The sequence below is a fragment of the Snodgrassella sp. M0110 genome (assembly GCF_016101465.1).
GTDB lineage: Bacteria > Pseudomonadota > Gammaproteobacteria > Burkholderiales > Neisseriaceae > Snodgrassella > Snodgrassella alvi.
Genome location: NZ_JACFQM010000003.1, coordinates 1 through 17571 on the forward strand (window position 1 = coordinate 1; position 17571 = coordinate 17571).

At 47.3% G+C, this 17571-nt stretch carries 15 protein-coding genes, 2 tRNA genes and 2 pseudogenes; 6 read left to right on the forward strand and 13 right to left on the reverse strand.

The features are described 5' to 3' along the window. Positions 1-157: 157 nt before the first annotated feature. The 3 genes from H3T84_RS04940 (at position 158) to recG (ending at position 4956) form a co-directional block, all read left to right on the forward strand. Entirely contained in the window at positions 158-670 is a 513-nt protein-coding gene (locus tag H3T84_RS04940) for an RDD family protein (RefSeq protein WP_198218418.1), read from the forward strand. Between the two features lie 190 nt (positions 671-860). Beyond that, on the forward strand, positions 861-2729 hold the full coding sequence (gene ilvD / locus H3T84_RS04945) for a dihydroxy-acid dehydratase (protein ID WP_198218419.1): 1869 nt from the start codon (positions 861-863) through the stop codon (positions 2727-2729). Positions 2730-2919: 190 nt separating this feature from the next. Next, positions 2920-4956, forward strand: coding sequence for an ATP-dependent DNA helicase RecG (recG, locus tag H3T84_RS04950; protein ID WP_198218601.1), 2037 nt, complete (start codon positions 2920-2922; stop codon positions 4954-4956). Between the two features lie 151 nt (positions 4957-5107). Here recG and H3T84_RS04955 read toward each other — a convergent pair. The 5 genes from H3T84_RS04955 to H3T84_RS04975 all read right to left on the reverse strand — a co-directional run bounded on the left by H3T84_RS04955 (position 5108) and on the right by H3T84_RS04975 (position 8251). Beyond that, positions 5108-5182 (reverse strand) — tRNA-Glu (locus H3T84_RS04955). Between the two features lie 9 nt (positions 5183-5191). Next, positions 5192-5268, reverse strand: a tRNA-Arg gene (locus H3T84_RS04960). Between the two features lie 158 nt (positions 5269-5426). Next, positions 5427-6767, reverse strand: a complete 1341-nt coding sequence (locus H3T84_RS04965; protein WP_198218602.1) for a deoxyguanosinetriphosphate triphosphohydrolase — start codon at positions 6765-6767, stop codon at positions 5427-5429. 157 nt (positions 6768-6924) lie between these two features. Further along, positions 6925-7680, reverse strand: a complete 756-nt coding sequence (gloB, locus tag H3T84_RS04970; RefSeq protein WP_198206660.1) for a hydroxyacylglutathione hydrolase — start codon at positions 7678-7680, stop codon at positions 6925-6927. A gap of 16 nt (positions 7681-7696) precedes the next feature. Continuing rightward, positions 7697-8251, reverse strand: coding sequence for an NUDIX hydrolase (locus tag H3T84_RS04975; RefSeq protein ID WP_370524049.1), 555 nt, complete (start codon positions 8249-8251; stop codon positions 7697-7699). On the opposite strand from H3T84_RS04975, the pseudogene H3T84_RS12115 reads away from it, so the two are divergent. After that, a pseudogene (locus H3T84_RS12115) lies at positions 8199-8348 on the forward strand (transposase zinc-binding domain-containing protein); the annotation flags it as partial. The gene H3T84_RS04975 and the pseudogene H3T84_RS12115 sit on opposite strands and share 53 nt — an antisense overlap. Positions 8349-8454: 106 nt before the next feature. Here the strand turns inward: H3T84_RS12115 and H3T84_RS04980 are convergent. The 5 genes and pseudogenes from H3T84_RS04980 to H3T84_RS05000 form a co-directional block, all read right to left on the reverse strand. Next, on the reverse strand, positions 8455-9291 hold the full coding sequence (locus H3T84_RS04980) for an aminoglycoside O-phosphotransferase APH(6)-Id (RefSeq protein WP_000480968.1): 837 nt from the start codon (positions 9289-9291) through the stop codon (positions 8455-8457). Beyond that, on the reverse strand, positions 9291-10094 hold the full coding sequence (aph(3'')-Ib, locus tag H3T84_RS04985; RefSeq protein WP_001082319.1) for an aminoglycoside O-phosphotransferase APH(3'')-Ib: 804 nt from the start codon (positions 10092-10094) through the stop codon (positions 9291-9293). Before aph(3'')-Ib ends, H3T84_RS04980 begins: the two co-directional genes overlap by 1 nt. 60 nt (positions 10095-10154) lie before the next feature. After that, on the reverse strand, positions 10155-10970 hold the full coding sequence (sul2, locus tag H3T84_RS04990) for a sulfonamide-resistant dihydropteroate synthase Sul2 (protein WP_001043260.1): 816 nt from the start codon (positions 10968-10970) through the stop codon (positions 10155-10157). A gap of 308 nt (positions 10971-11278) precedes the next feature. After that, positions 11279-12130 carry a replication protein C, IncQ-type gene (repC, locus tag H3T84_RS04995; RefSeq protein ID WP_000240536.1) on the reverse strand — a complete coding sequence of 284 codons (852 nt, stop codon included), beginning with the start codon at positions 12128-12130 and terminating at the stop codon, positions 11279-11281. Next, positions 12117-12380: pseudogene (locus H3T84_RS05000) on the reverse strand (hypothetical protein); the annotation flags it as partial. The pseudogene H3T84_RS05000 and the gene repC, both read right to left, overlap by 14 nt. A gap of 154 nt (positions 12381-12534) precedes the next feature. Between H3T84_RS05000 and crcB the strand changes: the two are divergent. Beyond that, positions 12535-12921 carry a fluoride efflux transporter CrcB gene (crcB, locus tag H3T84_RS05005; RefSeq protein ID WP_037392000.1) on the forward strand — a complete coding sequence of 129 codons (387 nt, stop codon included), beginning with the start codon at positions 12535-12537 and terminating at the stop codon, positions 12919-12921. Between the two features lie 48 nt (positions 12922-12969). Here crcB and H3T84_RS05010 read toward each other — a convergent pair whose 3' ends face one another. Both H3T84_RS05010 and H3T84_RS05015 read right to left on the reverse strand, forming a co-directional pair. Beyond that, positions 12970-13515, reverse strand: a complete 546-nt coding sequence (locus H3T84_RS05010; protein WP_198218421.1) for a GNAT family N-acetyltransferase — start codon at positions 13513-13515, stop codon at positions 12970-12972. Between the two features lie 51 nt (positions 13516-13566). Then, complete coding sequence (locus H3T84_RS05015) at positions 13567-15195, reverse strand: ABC-F family ATPase (protein ID WP_198218422.1); 1629 nt, start codon at positions 15193-15195, stop codon at positions 13567-13569. A gap of 145 nt (positions 15196-15340) precedes the next feature. Between H3T84_RS05015 and H3T84_RS05020 the strand changes: the two genes are divergently transcribed. Then, positions 15341-16573 (forward strand): chloride channel protein, encoded by a 1233-nt coding sequence (locus H3T84_RS05020; protein WP_198218423.1) that lies wholly within the window; start codon positions 15341-15343, stop codon positions 16571-16573. A 25-nt stretch (positions 16574-16598) separates the two neighbouring features. On the opposite strand, the gene hemF is transcribed toward H3T84_RS05020, so the two are convergent. Then, positions 16599-17525, reverse strand: coding sequence for an oxygen-dependent coproporphyrinogen oxidase (gene hemF, locus H3T84_RS05025; RefSeq protein ID WP_198218424.1), 927 nt, complete (start codon positions 17523-17525; stop codon positions 16599-16601). Positions 17526-17571: the final 46 nt, after the last annotated feature.

A 17571-nucleotide genomic window follows, 5' to 3' on the forward strand; every position in this document is an offset into this window, starting at 1 on the left:
CCAACGTTAAGCTGTTGAGTCGTTTTAAGTGTAATTCGGGGCAGAATTGGTAAAGAGAGTCGTGTAAAATATCGAGTTCGCACATCTTGTTGTCTGATTATTGATTTTTCGCGAAACCATTTGATCATATGACAAGATGTGTATCCACCTTAACTTAATGATTTTTACCAAAATCATTAGGGGATTCATCAGCGCTGCGTATATAATTAACGCTGTTTTATATTCTCTATGTATATTTTTGGCTGCACTGCTATATGTATTTCATGAGGGTTCCCAGTCAGTATCTATGCAAATAAATTACCTAGATTACCTAGCTTTGATCATATGTATTTTAATACCTTCAATACCATTTATCACAGCACAATGGATTATGATGAGTAAAACTGGTCAGTCATTTGGTAAGCGCATTATGAAAATTAAAGTTATTAACCTTGACGGACGCAATCCGGGATTTGTCGGTACTGTATTAATTCGTGAAATTTTGTTTCAAACAATTATCATTATTTTTTCATACTTATTGATTGAAATTTTTAACCTTAATCCTGAATCTACTGAGAAAATATTTAACTATTTAATTACATTTATTTGTTTTTTTATGCTGTTCAGAACAGAGGCCAATCGTCGTACTCTCCAAGATTATTTGGCCAAAACAATTGTCATAAAAAAATAATTTTATATACTTAAGAATATTACATACTGATATGTCGTTTCAGCAATATTAATTTCTGTGTAGTCTGAAATTAACTTGTTAAAATTATATAATCAACTCAGTTCTAAGTTTACAAACATCAACTGTCTGCGTACCATGCTGGCAGTTGTTTTACATTTACAGATAAAAAACCAATACAAGGGAATGCATAATGCCACAATACCGTTCACAAACATCTACACATGGGCGCAATATGGCCGGTGCACGCGCACTCTGGCGTGCAACAGGTGTCGCTGATAGTGATTTTGGTAAACCGATTATTGCTATAGCCAATTCTTTTACTCAGTTTGTTCCCGGACATGTGCATTTGCATAATATAGGTCAGCTGGTAGCACGTGAAATCGAATGTTCTGGCGGTATTGCCAAGGAGTTTAATACCATCGCGGTTGATGATGGCATCGCTATGGGGCATGAAGGAATGCTTTATAGTCTGCCTTCACGCGACCTGATTGCGGATAGTGTGGAATATATGGTCAACGCACATTGTGCTGATGCACTAGTGTGTATTTCCAACTGTGACAAAATTACTCCAGGAATGCTTATGGCATCCATGCGCCTGAACATTCCGACTATTTTTGTCTCCGGTGGTCCAATGGAGGCCGGTAAAACAATTGCAGCCACCAATGGTGAGCAACAAATCCGCAAGCTGGATCTGATTGATGCAATGATTGAGGCTGGTAACGATAAAATCAGCGATGAAACGGTTGCACAAGTGGAGCGTAGTGCCTGCCCTACCTGCGGTTCATGCTCTGGTATGTTTACAGCTAATTCAATGAACTGTCTGACTGAAGCTCTGGGTTTATCCTTACCAGGTAATGGTTCTTTACTCGCTACTCATGCATTACGTAAAGAACTTTTTCTTGAAGCAGGCCGGCGTATTGTTGAATTAGCCAAACGCTATTATGAACAGGATGACTCCAGTGTGCTTCCGCGCAGTATTGCAACTAAGGCAGCTTTTAATAATGCTATGAGTCTGGATATTGCTATGGGTGGTTCTACCAATACGGTATTACACTTGCTGGCAGCTGCGACCGAGGCCGGTGTTAATTTTAAAATGGCTGATATTGATCAGTTAAGCCGCCATGTACCCTGCCTGTGTAAAGTGGCTCCGGCTACACAGAAATATCACATGGAAGATGTGCATCGTGCCGGTGGTGTTATGGCCATTTTATCCCAGCTTAATCATGCCGGTTTACTAGATACCAGTGTACATACTGTACATATGCCTACACTGGCAGATGCGATTAAGCACTGGGATGTAAGCAATCAGAACAATACTGAGGCAATACAACGGTATCGGGCTGCACCGGGCGGAATCCGTTCAACAAAGGCTTTCTCACAAAACGCGATGTGGCCTTCTTTGGATTTGGATCGTGAAAATGGCTGTATCCGTGATAAACAGCATGCTTATTCTCAGGATGGCGGTCTGGCTGTGTTATTCGGTAATCTCGCTGAACGCGGCTGTGTTGTTAAAACGGCTGGTGTAGATGATAGCATCCTTAAATTTACCGGTCGTGCCCGGGTGTTTGAAAGTCAGGATGAAGCTGTTGAAGCCATTCTGGGTAATCAAATAGTAGCTGGTGATGTGGTTATTATCCGTTATGAGGGTCCCAAAGGTGGCCCAGGAATGCAGGAAATGCTTTATCCGACCAGTTATCTGAAATCTAAAGGTTTGGGTAAAGCATGTGCTCTGCTTACAGACGGTCGTTTTTCCGGGGGCACCTCGGGTCTTTCGATTGGTCACGCCTCTCCTGAAGCTGCTGAAGGCGGCAATATCGGGCTGGTACAGGAAGGAGATATTATCGAAATTGATATTCCTGAACGCCGGATACATCTGGCTGTATCTGATGCAGAGTTGGTACAACGCCGCACAGAAATGGAAAGTCGTGGTGCCCGTGCATGGAAACCTGTTAAACGCCAGCGTCATGTCTCTGTTGCTTTACGTGCCTATGCAGCCATGACTACGAGTGCTGATACCGGTGCTGTACGTGATGTAACACAGGTAGAGCGACAAGATTAATTCATTCTGTCAAAGTACCCGTTTCGCTGTCTGGATAGCGAAACGGGTTTATTTTTTAATCAAAATACACAGTGTATTAATTTGATATTCTGATCAATTCTTTAAATATGATTAAAGTGGTCAGATTAGCGCTATATGTGCAAACATGCTATCGTAACCATGTTGTAATATGCTTTTACTGTTTGTCACTATGTCTGCTGCTGATTTTCCCTTTCCAGTAAGTGCCAATACGCTTGCCAAACTGACCAAACTCAATATTACTAATATTTGGGATTTGGCTTTACACTTACCGTTACGCTATGAAGATGAGACACATATTACGCCGATTGCTGATGCACAGAACGGGGTGCCGGTACAGATTGAAGCGACTGTTATTCATCAGCAAATACAATTCCGTCCGCGTAAACAGCTGGTAGTACAAGTTCAGGACGTATCCGGACATGTCTTGTACCTGCGATTTTTGCATTTTTATCCTAATCAGCAAAAACAACTGGCAGAAGGTAATGTGATTCGGGCTCTGGGTGAAATCAGACATGGTTTTTTTGGCGATGAGATGGTGCACCCAAAAATTCGCACTGATATTGATAAAGGACTGGCAGAAAACCTCACTCCTGTTTATCCCACCGTTAACGGACTAAACCAGCCTGCCCTTCGCCGGCTGATTCAGGCTGCACTTAAGCACTTGCCGGCAGATGATACACTGCCGGCTGAATTATTACAGCAGTTACAATTACCTCCCCTGCTGGAAAGCCTGATTTTTCTGCACTCTCCGCCACCAGAGTACACTGCGCGTGATTTACATGAAGGTACTTTACCGGCATGGCAAAGACTGAAATTTGATGAATTGCTGGCTCAACAGCTATCCATGAGGCTGGCACGCCAGCAACGCTTAAACGGGCATGCAAAAGCTTTAACTGGTAACGGCCATATTAGTGAACACTTACTAGCTAATCTGAGTTTTACCTTAACAGAAGCTCAGCAGCGTGCTCTTGCTGAAATCACTGATGATTTAGCCCAGACACACCCTATGCACCGTTTACTACAAGGAGATGTGGGCAGCGGTAAAACCATTGTTTGTGCTCTGGCAGCTGCAATTGCAATAGAAGCCGGTTTTCAGGTAGCGGTTATGGCACCCACAGAAATTCTGGCTGAACAACATTATCTGAAATTTACACAATGGTTTTCACCTTTAGGAATCCGGATTGCCAGACTTTCAGGCAGTATGCGCAAAAAAGCCCGTGATGAAGCAAGGAAAGAACTGGCAGATGGTATTGCCCAGCTGGCAATAGGTACGCATGCTCTATTTCAGGATGATGTTACTTTTCATAATCTGGGTCTGATTATTGTTGATGAACAACACAGATTCGGTGTTGCCCAGCGTCTGGCATTAAAAAATAAAGGTGAAGATGTACATCAGCTGATGATGTCCGCCACACCAATACCACGCACACTGGCAATGAGTTTTTTTGCCGATCTGGATGTTTCTGTCATTGATGAACTGCCTCCCGGACGAACACCTGTTATAACCCATCTGGTAAACACGGCCCGCCGTCAGGAAGTTGAAAAACTGGTAAAGCATACCTGTGCACAAGGCCGGCAGGTATACTGGGTCTGCCCGTTAATTGAAGAATCTGAAGTACTGCAATTGCAAACTGCCGTAGATACAGTTGCTCAATTACAGACGGCGTTACCGGAACTGAATATAGGCTTAATACATGGACGGCTCAAGCCGGCAGAAAAAGCAGCTGTTATGACAGCATTTGTTGAAGGCAGTATTCAGGTACTGGTAGCTACAACAGTGATTGAAGTTGGTGTAGATGTACCCAATGCCAGTCTGATGGTAATAGAACATGCTGAACGTATGGGACTGGCACAATTGCATCAGCTTCGCGGTCGGGTGGGACGTGGAGCAGCAGCCAGCCGCTGTGTATTGTTATTTAGTGAACCTCTTAGTGATGTTGCCAAAGCACGTTTGAAAGTAATTTATGAAAATACCGACGGCTTTGAAATTGCCCGACAAGATTTGAATATTCGCGGACCGGGAGAGTTTCTGGGAGCACGCCAGAGTGGTGTGCCGATGCTGCGTTTTGCCAATCTGGAAGAAGATCTGCCCATACTGGAAAAAGCACGTGATTTAGCGCCTGTTCTGATTAGCCAGCAACCTGAAGTAGTCAATAAACACTTGCAACGGTGGCTATCTCAACGGTCTGCTTATTTGGGCGTATAAAATATTTATCTGTATTAACAGCTCTAGTGAAACCTGAAAAATTTAATGACAAAATTCAGCAGCTATATTCTCAGGACTAAACAATTAAACCAGCAATATTTTAAGCTAAAATAAAAAAACCTGTTTGAAAAATCAAACAGGTTTTAAAATCTGGCACGCCCACGGGGAATCGAACCCCGGTTACCGCCGTGAAAGGGCGATGTCCTAACCGCTAGACGATGGGCGCATTGCTTGATGGTGCACCCGGAGCGATTCGAACGCCCGACCCTCTGGTTCGTAGCCAGATACTCTATCCAACTGAGCTACGGGTGCACTGCTTTCGAACTCGTTTAAGAGTCACCGAAAATCAAGAAGCGCGATAATACGCAATAAATGGTCTTTTGGCAAGCCAAAAATAGATAAAAATGAAAACAAATAGATAAATATATTGATTTTTATATATTTATTTTGAAACCATATAAGCAAAAATTCTACAGCATTCCGATTCCGGATACTTCACGCGCCAGCTTTGCCGCAGTATTGTCAGTCATACCACCTACAAAATCCAGAACTTTCATATATCCCAGATATAAACCATCCTTTTTATCCAGTTTTTGTTCTTTTAATAATGACAATGCCAGCTCTTGCCTTTTACTAAGCTGATCGGTTTTAATAAAGGCATGCACCGCAGGTACAAGCAAACCCAGTATCGAACCCAGACAAGGGAAAGTAGCAATTTCAGTAATGAGCTTACTTTGATGGCGGAATATACGTGTGCGAGCCAGCTCTTTTGCAGCGTTCAGAGCTTCACTAACATCCGGACTAGCCAGAGCAAGCAAATCCTTACCTCGAAATGAACCGTTCAATAAATCCCGATGATGCTTAATAAAAGTATGTGCAATATCGTCTACTGCTCTTCCGATAGCAATTCCGCGCAATCGGGCACAACGCTCCTGACTGCTATAAGACTGCCAGAAATATTCTTTATTTGTCAGCCTGGATAGAATTTGCTCTACGTCTACCACCTGTAATAATCCCATTTCGACAGCATCTTCCAAATCCAGCAAGGCATAACAAATATCATCAGCAGCTTCCATTAAATATGAAAGCGGATGGCGCATCCACTGATTTTCACCGGTTTGCGGTAACCCCAGCTGTTCTGCAATACAACGCATAAAGGGCAGCTCAGTCTGATAAATATTGAATTTATTCCGCCTATGCGGCGCAGAACTGGTCCACGGATACTTAATTAAAGCACCGATAACAGCAGCAGTCAGACGCATTCCGCCATCATTCTGATACATTTCCAGACTGGCTACCAGACGCAAGCTATGTGCATTTCCTTCATAAGTTTCGATATCATTGCGTTCTGTATTGCTCAATTCCTGTAAATAATGAGCATGCTGCGGATCACGGAACCATTCACGCAATGCATCTTCACCTGTATGACCAAATGGCGGATTACCGAAATCATGAGCCAGACAGGCAACCTGTACAATCGCCCCGATATCAGCAGCATGGCTGCCAGATGGCAGGAAATGGCCGGCATTCAGCATTACACCGACCCGATTTCCAAGACTGCGCCCGACACTGGCAACTTCAACACTATGAGTCAGACGATTATGCGTATGGTCATGTAAGGCAAACGGATGAACCTGCGTTTTACGGGCGAGACGGCGAAAACCACTGGAAAAAACCACACGATCATAATCAATATGAAAATCAGTACGCAGTGCATCTGCCCCCTCTTCACTTGAAGCGGTCACTGTAGGCACAATACAACCATTTTCCGGCTTAAAGCGCTGGGTACTGAGCAACTTAGTCCAGTCCATACAATATGATGATTTTTTCATATTCAGATAAATTGAAAGCTGCATATGCCGGCTGAGGTTATCAGTCGCCATCCTTTAGCTCAGTTTCAACTCATTTATTCCTTCGTTATTATGTTGAAATAATCATAGCATGCAGAAAGTCACATTGTGATTAATTTTAAAAATGATTTTTCCACTCCCTTAAATAAGTAAACACTGCCAATGGTTGGGCAAGCTGATGCTCTGAGAGGCCTTTTTGGCGTAATGTGGCCATCACTTCCGGCTGACTGGTACGCAAAAAAGGATTGATTGTGCGTTCATGTGCCAGACTTACCGGTAAGGTAGGTAATTTATCTGCCTGTACTAATGCTTTTCTGATTGCAGAATTATTCGGTTCAACGGCTTGTGCAAATTTCAAATTTGCTGCGGTATATTCATGTGCCGGATAAAACAAGGTATCAGGCGGCAGACTGTTTAAACGCTGCAAACTGCTGAACAATTGTGCCATAGTCCCATTCACTCGTCCGCAGCCTGCACTGAACAGCGTATCACCACAAAATACTCTGTAACGACCGGCAGAATCGCATACTAAATAAGCCAAATGATCTGTAGTATGCCCGGGAATATGCCAAACTGTTACATGCTGACCGAATACCTGAAATTTACTGCCTTCAGTTACGGGTATATTCACAATATGCCAATCAATGCAACCGGTAATCTGGCATTGCGAATAATGTTTTTTTAATTCCGCCACCCCATCAATATGGTCATAATGAGAATGAGTAAGCCAGATAGCATCCAGGGTCAGGTTGTGTTCAGTCAGATAATTTATGACAACAGGTGCTTCGCCCGGGTCAATTACTATAGCCTGATTTTCTTGCTGCAACAGCCAGATATAGTTATCAGAAAGAGCGGGTAACGGGATTATTTTCATGACAAATATAAATTTATTAACAATATAACAACCAGTACTGCAAAGCAATCAGCGTTTTTCCATCATGAATCTGATTATTTGCCAGTGCCGAACGCACTTGCTCACGATTGAGCAACACTGGTTCAATAATTTCATCTTCATCCGCCGCCAGAGCACTATTTGGTTGCACATTTTCAGCCAGATAAAGATACATTTTTTCATCACCGAAACCGGGAACAGTATAAAAAGTATGTATCAGTTTTACTTCAGCAGCAGTATAAGGGGTTTCTTCAGCCAGCTCGCGCAAAGCAGCATGCGCAGGATCTTCATTTTTTCCGTCCAGCTTACCTGCCGGGATTTCCAGTAAAGCCTCACCTACCGGATAGCGCCACTGTCGTACCAATACCACTTTTTGCTCAGCCGTAACCGCAAGTACAGCCGCAGCACCCGGATGCTGTACAACTACCCGCTGTGCCTGGTTGCCATTGGGTAAACGAACAGTGTCCTCTGAAACATTTAAAAAGGAACCGCGATAAACTTCTTTCAGCTGTAAGCGTCGCGGTTTCTGCCCGAGCTGTGGGGCGCGGCGGATGGCCGAAAGTGCCGCCTTGCTGGTTGATGAAGTACTGCCTGAACAACCCATGCGTCAGTGGGTGTTGAGCTTCCCGTTTCAGCTGCGTTTCCTGTTTGGGGTCGTTTGCGGGAAGGGGCGGAATCCTACGCTAAGGCTTTGGCCAGCGATATTCTCCGGTGAGATTGATGTGTTCCCAGGGGATAGGAGAAGTCGCTTGATATCTAGTATGACGTCTGTCGCACCTGCTTGATCGCGGCCGCGATAGCTAGATCGCGTTGCTCCTCTTCTCCATCCGCGTTCCAAGCTGCGGAAAGGCACCCATAAGCGTACGCCTGGTCGAGCAGGCGACGCGGATCGACGTCCAGCGCACGAGAGAATGCGTCCGCCATCTGTGCAATGCGTCTAGGATCGAGACAAAGGTCGTCTCTGTCAGCCGGATCGTAGAACATATTGGCGGCGCCAAAGCCCACTTCACCGACCAGACCGACGGGATCTATCACCAGCCAGCCGCGACTGGAGAACATGATGTTTTCATGATGCAGATCGCCATGTAGCCCACGCAGTTCCGAGGCATTGCTCATCATTTGATCGGCTATAATCGCCGCGTGGACGTAGTCAGTTTGACAACCTGCGTTTTGATCATCGCGCGCCCGCTGAAACAAAGCTGCAAAGCGATCCCGGATCGGGAGAAGGGCAGAAGGCAGGGGTTCCTCAGATGCGGCATACAGCTTCGCCATTAGTTCCGCTGCAATTTCGGTCGCCTGGTAGTCGCCGTGCTCGGCAACGATGTGAGAGAGCATTCGCTCCCCGGCATATTCGAGCAACATCAGATTGTTCTCACGACCGAGCAACCGGACTGCTCCCCTCCCATTGCGCCATACCAGATAGTCGGCCCCGCGCAGTTCATCAGCAATGTCTTCTATAGGTTTCAATCCCTTGACGATTGCAGGAGTCCCGTCTGGCAATGAAACTTTCCAAACGAGGCTGGAAAAGGTGTCCGCAATGAGAACAGGTTGCGAAACGTGCCAATGAGCAGGAAAAACAGGCGGCATGAACATCAACCCCAAGTCAGAGGGTCCAATCGCAGATAGAAGGCAAGGCGTTCGCGGTCGGGGGCTTCGATCCCCAATACATTGAATAGGACAGCGAAGGCGCGCTCTGCTTCATCTGGCGCTGCCCAGTTCTCTTCGGCGTTAGCAATCATGAGTGCCAAATCGGCATAGCGATCTGCTGTTCCGAGCCGCCCAAGGTCGATCAGACCCGTGCATTGAAGAGTTTTAGGGTCCACCATGAAGTTCGGCATGCAGGGATCACCATGGCAAACAACCATATCGGTGCGCTCTTGGTCGAGCCGCACCGGTAGCTCTCGTTCGACACGAGCCAAAAGATCGAGCTGCGGCGTACTCTTGTCCTCGTCCGGTAAGAAGTCGGGATTGACGGCATTGCGGGACACCACATCAACGGCGCGTCCGAACATTCGCGACAGCCTGCGCTCAAACGGACATTGATCAACCGATAGGCTGTGAACAGCGCCAAGTTGCTGCCCCATTGACGGCCACGCTTTGAGCAAATCCGCTCCAGACAGATCAGCCGCCGGTACTCCCGGAATTGCCGTTATCACCAAGCATGCACCCTCCTGTTCCTCCTGCCAGTTGATGACCTCGGGGCAAGCCACACCTCGACCTTTGAGCCAAATGAGGCGGTCACGCTCTCCAGCGAGCTCACCGCGGCGGGAAGCAGGTGCGATTTTCGCGAAGGCATGCCCGTCACCACGTCGAAAAACAAAATCACCAGATTCTCCGCCTCTGACAGGCAACCAGTCAGAATGCGATTCACCAAAAAAAATATTAGTTCGATTCAATGGAGGTTCCTTCAGTTTTCTGATGAAGCGCGAATATAGAGAAATATCCCGAATGTGCAGTTAACGAATTCTTGCGGTTTCTTTCAGCGCCGCCAATACCGCCAGCCCGTCGCGCAAGGGGCGCGGCTCGTGTGTGCGGATGAAGTCAGCTCCACCTGCGGCGGCGGCAAGCTCTGCAGCGAGTGTCGCGGCCCCGACATCCCCCGGACCACGGCCTGTGAGCGCGCGCAGAAAGGATTTGCGCGAAACAGACAGAAGCACCGGCAAATCGAAGCGCAGCCGCAATTCATCGAACCGCGCCAGCACCGAGAGCGAGGTTTCGGGAGCAGCCCCCAGAAAAAACCCCATGCCGGGATCAAGGACAAGGCGGTTGCGTTTGATACCGGCACCCGTCAGCGCCGCGATGCGCGCGTCAAAGAACGCCGCAATGTGATCCATGATGTCGCCAGCGGGTGCCTCGCGCCGATCTGCCTGCCCGTCTTGCACCGAATGCATAACGACGAGTTTGGCAGATGATTTCGCCAATTGCGGATAGAACGCAGCGTCTGGAAAACCGCGAATATCATTGAGATAGGCCACACCACGCGACAAGGCATAGGCTTGCGTCGCGGGTTGATAACTGTCGAGCGAGACGGGAATGCCATCTGCCTTGAGCGCGTCCAGCACCGGCGCGATACGCGCGATTTCTGTGTCGGACGAAACAGGCGCGGCGTCGGGATTGCTGGATGCCGGACCGAGGTCGATCACATCTGCCCCCTCGGCCATCAGCTTACGCGCCTGCGCAATGGCTGCGTCTGGCGCCAGATACCGGCCTCCATCGGAGAAACTGTCCGAGGTTATGTTGACGATGCCGAAAATGATGAGCGATTTATTCATGGGGGCTTCTATAATAATAATAATCGAGCATGAGTCTCATACGGATGCTCGGGTCGAAAGGGAATCCCCAGGCGAGTAACCTGTTTGCGGTGATCCATTAGCTGCAGGAGCAGAATAGCATACATCTGGAAGCAAAGCCAGGAAAGCGGCCTATGGAGCTGTGCGGCAGCGCTCAGTAGGCAATTTTTCAAAATATTGTTAAGCCTTTTCTGAGCATGGTATTTTTCATGGTATTACCAATTAGCAGGAAAATAAGCCATTGAATATAAAAGATAAAAATGTCTTGTTTACAATAGAGTGGGGGGGGGTCAGCCTGCCGCCTTGGGCCGGGTGATGTCGTACTTGCCCGCCGCGAACTCGGTTACCGTCCAGCCCAGCGCGACCAGCTCCGGCAACGCCTCGCGCACCCGCTGGCGGCGCTTGCGCATGGTCGAACCACTGGCCTCTGACGGCCAGACATAGCCGCACAAGGTATCTATGGAAGCCTTGCCGGTTTTGCCGGGGTCGATCCAGCCACACAGCCGCTGGTGCAGCAGGCGGGCGGTTTCGCTGTCCAGCGCCCGCACCTCGTCCATGCTGATGCGCACATGCTGGCCGCCACCCATGACGGCCTGCGCGATCAAGGGGTTCAGGGCCACGTACAGGCGCCCGTCCGCCTCGTCGCTGGCGTACTCCGACAGCAGCCGAAACCCCTGCCGCTTGCGGCCATTCTGGGCGATGATGGATACCTTCCAAAGGCGCTCGATGCAGTCCTGTATGTGCTTGAGCGCCCCACCACTATCGACCTCTGCCCCGATTTCCTTTGCCAGCGCCCGATAGCTACCTTTGACCACCATGGCATCAGCGGTGACGGCCTCCCACTTGGGTTCCAGGAACAGCCGGAGCTGCCGTCCGCCTTCGGTCTTGGGTTCCGGGCCAAGCACTAGGCCATTAGGCCCAGCCATGGCCACCAGCCCTTGCAGGATGCGCAGATCATCAGCGCCCAGCGGCTCCGGGCCGCTGAACTCGATCCGCTTGCCGTCGCCGTAGTCATACGTCACGTCCAGCTTGCTGCGCTTGCGCTCGCCCCGCTTGAGGGCACGGAACAGGCCGGGGGCCAGACAGTGCGCCGGGTCGTGCCGGACGTGGCTGAGGCTGTGCTTGTTCTTAGGCTTCACCACGGGGCACCCCCTTGCTCTTGCGCTGCCTCTCCAGCACGGCGGGCTTGAGCACCCCGCCGTCATGCCGCCTGAACCACCGATCAGCGAACGGTGCGCCATAGTTGGCCTTGCTCACACCGAAGCGGACGAAGAACCGGCGCTGGTCGTCGTCCACACCCCATTCCTCGGCCTCGGCGCTGGTCATGCTCGACAGGTAGGACTGCCAGCGGATGTTATCGACCAGTACCGAGCTGCCCCGGCTGGCCTGCTGCACTGGAAATTTTGGTTTCAGTCAGATCCATATTGATACTTTCTACATGTCTAAAAACACTAGCGTAGTCATTTCAGCAGCAGAAGGCAATATGGCATGTCCGGCTTTAGTTTAAAATTATTAATTGTATATTCGTTGTATGATTGGATTGATTATGTATTTATCTTTATTTGCCATTGCTGCCGGCGCAGCTCTGGGTGCCATCATGCGCTGGCTTCTGGGAATCTCGCTGAATACGCTTCATTCCGGTTTGCCCTATGGCACACTGCTGGCAAACTGGATCGGTGCTTATCTGATTGGTCTGTTCAGTGCATTGTGTATACACTTTACCCAGATCGCTCCGGAATGGCGTCTGTTTGTTATTACTGGTTTTCTCGGCGGGCTGACTACATTTTCCACCTTCTCACTCGAAGCCGTGCAAATGCTTTTGTCACAACGTTATACTCTGGCAGTAACACATATACTGCTGCATACAGGCGGTTCTTTACTGCTGACTATTCTGGGTTTAGTAACTGTGCACTGGTGGCTTAAAGCCGGCTAAGATATGATTTTGTATTGATGGCGAGCTTTGTAAAAAACCGAGTTACTATTAACCATCGACAGGCTGAGCTGGTGTATCCAGAATTAACTGATAAAGTGCCGCATCCAGCCAGTGACCAAATTTAAAACCAATCTGAGGCAATGTGCTAACATGTTTGAAGCCAAGCTGTTCATGCAGAGCAATACTGCTGTCATTGGCTGCATCAATCACACCCATTAACACATGTAAATCAGCCTGACGTGCACGTACAATCAGTTCCTGCATCAGTTTGCGTGCCAGTCCCTGCCGGCGACAGTCATTACGCACATATACACTGTGTTCCACCGTATATTTATTGGCAGGATAATCACGGAATGCACCCCATGAAGCAAAAGCCATCAGTTCACCCTGACCATTTACTGCACCGATAACCGGAAAATTGCGCTCACGTTTAGCTGCAAACCAGCCACGCATAAATGATAGTGAACGGGGCTCATAATCATACAGTGCAGTTGAGGTGGCGATAGTATCGTTAAACAGCGCCAGAATGGCTGCCGCATGTTCTTTTTCATTACAATCAATCAGCTCAACTGGGTTACTTTTGCCGGTATTCATTTTTTCTCCCATATAAAAAAACTGCCTGTAAACACAGGCAGCTCACAAATATTAAACTACACCCTTTTTAGCCAGATAACCTTCATAATCACCCAGATAATATTCATAACCACCTTCACCATCCAGCTCAATAATCTGTGTAGCCAGACTGGAAACAAACTGGCGGTCATGAGAAACAAACACAAGAGTACCCGGGAATTTTTCCAGCGCCATATTCAGCGCCTCAATACTTTCCATATCCATGTGATTTGTAGGTTCATCCATTACCAGCACATTAGGTTCCTGCAAAATCAGTTTACCATATAGCATACGGCCTTTTTCACCACCGGAAAGTACTTGTACCTGCTTGCCGACTTCATTACTGCCAAAAAGCAGACGGCCTAAAGTACCGCGAATCACCTGCTCATCATCGCCTTCCTTGCCCCACTGACGCATCCATTCAGTCAGAGTCATAGATACATCGAAATCATTTTCATGATCTTGCGGGTAATAGCCAACCTGTGCTTTCTCTGCCCATTTTATAGTACCGCTATCTGCTTTAATGCCATCATTGTATGCTTCATTATATGCACCAGCCAGTAATTTCAGCAGCGTAGATTTACCGGCACCGTTAGGACCGATAATTGCCAGACGTTCACCGGCATCAAGCATCAAACTCAGCTTTTTAAACAATTGCCGGTCAAAACGTTTTGATAAATCCTCAACTTCAAGCGCCTGCCGATGCAGCTTTTTCTTATCATCAAAATTAAAGCGAATAAACGGGCTTTGACGGCTGGAAGGTTTCACTTCCACCATATCTGCCTTAATTTTATCAGCCAGTTTCGCCCGGCTGGTTGCCTGTCTTGCCTTGGATTTATTGGCTGAAAAACGTGCCACAAACTCCTGTAATTCCTGAAGCTTTTCCTTAGCTTTAGCATTATCTTTTAAAGTACGTTCACGTGCCTGTGCAGAGGCAAGCATATAATCATCGTAATTGCCCGGATACAGAGTAATGCCACCATAATCCACATCGGCCATATAAGTACATACTTCATTCAGAAAATGGCGGTCGTGCGAAATAATAATCATGGTGGATTCATAGCTGTTCAACACACCTTCCAGCCAGCGAATAGTATTAATATCCAGATTATTGGTCGGTTCATCCAGCAACAGCACATCCGGTTTGGAAAACAGTGCCTGTGCCAGTAATACACGCAGTTTAAAACCCGGTGCAACTTCACTCATGCTGGCATTATGCAGATGTTCATCGATACCGACACCGGCAAGTAATTCTCCCGCCCGTGCCTCAGCTGTATAGCCGTCATACTCGGCAAATTTTGTTTCCAGATCGGCTGCGCGCATATAATCATCTTCAGTGGCATCCGGATTAGCATAAATGGCGTCGCGTTCTGTCATGGCTGCCCACATTTCTGTGTGCCCCATCAGTACCACGTCCAGTACGCGCATATCCTCATATGCAAACTGATCCTGTCTCAGCTTACCCAGACGCAGCCCCTGATCAATAGCCACCTCACCACTAGTAGGTTCGAGATCACCGCCGAGAATCTTCATAAAAGTTGATTTACCCGAGCCATTGGCACCAATCAACCCATAACGATGGCCCCCACCGAACTTAACCGATACATTCTCAAACAATGGCTTCGCGCCAAACTGCATCGTAATTTTATTGGTACTGATCACCGTAATACTTCCTTTAAATTCCTGACAAAATATTCTGATTTTAACACAGACGCGTGCCAAAATTCGGCAAATTCTGTGCTGTCGTTTACAATATCGTTATTTAAAATGCAAAAGTACCTTTGATTTATCGCAAATTTATCATGCCATGTTCAGATTAAATCCAAAACTGATTGCCTTATTACTATTTTGTGGTGCCATCGCCGGCGTGGCAGGCATGTCACTTATCGGATTATTGCATTTTATTCAGCAGTTAGTGTACGGAATAGTCCGTACAGACGGCATCACATTTCGTAATATTGTCGAACAAACCACAGCTATACATCGTTTACTTGCATTAAGTGCATGTGGCGTAATAGCGGGCACCGGCTGGTACCTGCTGCACCGTTTTGCTCCCAAACTGGTTGATATCAAAGAGGCAATTGGCAACAGTGCTACTCCTATACCGTTAGTTTCTACTTTCTTTCATGGTATGTTACAGATATTCACAGTAGGCATGGGTTCACCTCTCGGACGTGAGACAGCGCCACGTGAAATCAGTTCAGCCATTGCAGATTTTATCGGCCGGCGATTTAACATCAGTACAGAAGAGAGAAAAATCCTGCTTGCCTGTAGTGCAGCCGCCGGTCTGTCCGCGGTTTTTGATGTACCTCTGGCCGGTGCTCTGTTTGCACTGGAAACTTTATTATTCAGTTTCCAGCGCAATACTGTTATTGCGGCTTTAATCTGCTGTACAACCGCAGCATGGGTAGGCCGGATCGGACTGGGCAGCCAGCCAGCCTATCAGCTACCGGCAATTACCCTGAACAGCCCGCTGTTAATCTGGTCGTTGTTACTGGGGCCACTGATTATTGCATTCTCATGGCTGTTACAATACCAGCTCGCCTGTTGCAAACCGGCTGTGCGTACCAGCCCCAAGCTGATCTTTATCAGTATCGGTGCCTTTATACTCATCGGGGTTTTGTCCATGCAACTGCCGGAGATACTTGGTAACGGAAAAGCCGGTAATGAACTGTTATTTAATGACCAGATAAGCTGGCATTATGCTCTGGCACTATTAATCGGTAAATGGCTGGCGCTTCTACTGGCCACCCGTGCCGGAGCATACGGGGGATTTATTACTCCTTCGATGATGCTTGGCGGTCTGATTGCATTACTGGCAGCCACTGCATGGAACAGCATGCTGCCACCTGTCCCCATAGTCGCCGCAGTTGTGACCGGAGCTACCGTTTTTCTGGCAGTACAGCAAAAAATGCCCCTTACCGCCATATTATTTGTATTGGAAATAACCAATATTACACCCGACATGATAATGCCAATTTGCCTGTGTCTGCTTACAGCACTATCCTGCCAGCAAGGATTGAACAAAAAACAAAGTTAAACAGTATATATAATAATTTTACTACTCAAACCAGACAGTTTTCTGCTTCTGCCAGCCAGTCACGCGCCTGTAAATATCTGGCCAGAACAGCTTCAGCAGAACCAGGTACCGGTTCATACTGATATTCAAAGCGGGCTAAAGGCGGCATAGACATCAAAATAGATTCTGTTCGCCCGCCGGCATGTAAACCAAACTGAGTGCCTCTGTCCCACAATAAATTAAATTCAATATAACGTCCGCGCCTGTATAACTGAAACTGACGTTCACGCTCGCCAAAATCCATATTTTTGCGCCGCGCCACAATAGGCAGATAAGCTTGTAAATAAGCAGCACTTATTGCTCGTATAAAAGCAAAACAACGAGCAAAATCCCAGCGGTTTAAATCATCAAAAAATAATCCTCCTACGCCTCGCTGTTCCTGCCGATGAGGCAGATAAAAATAACGGTCACACCACTCTTTAAATTCTGAATATACCGTTTCACCAAAAGGCAGACACGCATCATAAGCAACCTTATGCCAATGCACTATATCTTCAATAAATGGATAAAAAGGGGTCAAATCAAAACCGCCGCCAAACCACCAGACTGGGTTACTGCGTTCCGGATATGCAATGAATAAGCGTACATTCGCATGACTGGTAGGTACATATGGATTACACGGATGCACCACCAGTGACACCCCCATTGCTTCATAAGGAGCTCCTGCCAGATACTGGCGTTTTCGCACAGCTGAAGCCGGCATAGCGGTACCTTTAACATGAGAAAAATTAACGCCAGCCTGTTCAAACACAGCTCCTTGTTTGAGCACCATACTGCGCCCGTTTCCCAATTTGCCAGACCATTCATCTGTTACAAACCCCGCAGTACCATCTTCTTTTGCCAGGGCATCAGCCAAATGTAATTGTAAATTTTGAAAAAAATCTAGATTTTGATTAAAGAAATCGCAACTCATGAAAAAACCGTAAACTAAGTTTAATTAATATATGTATAATATTAAT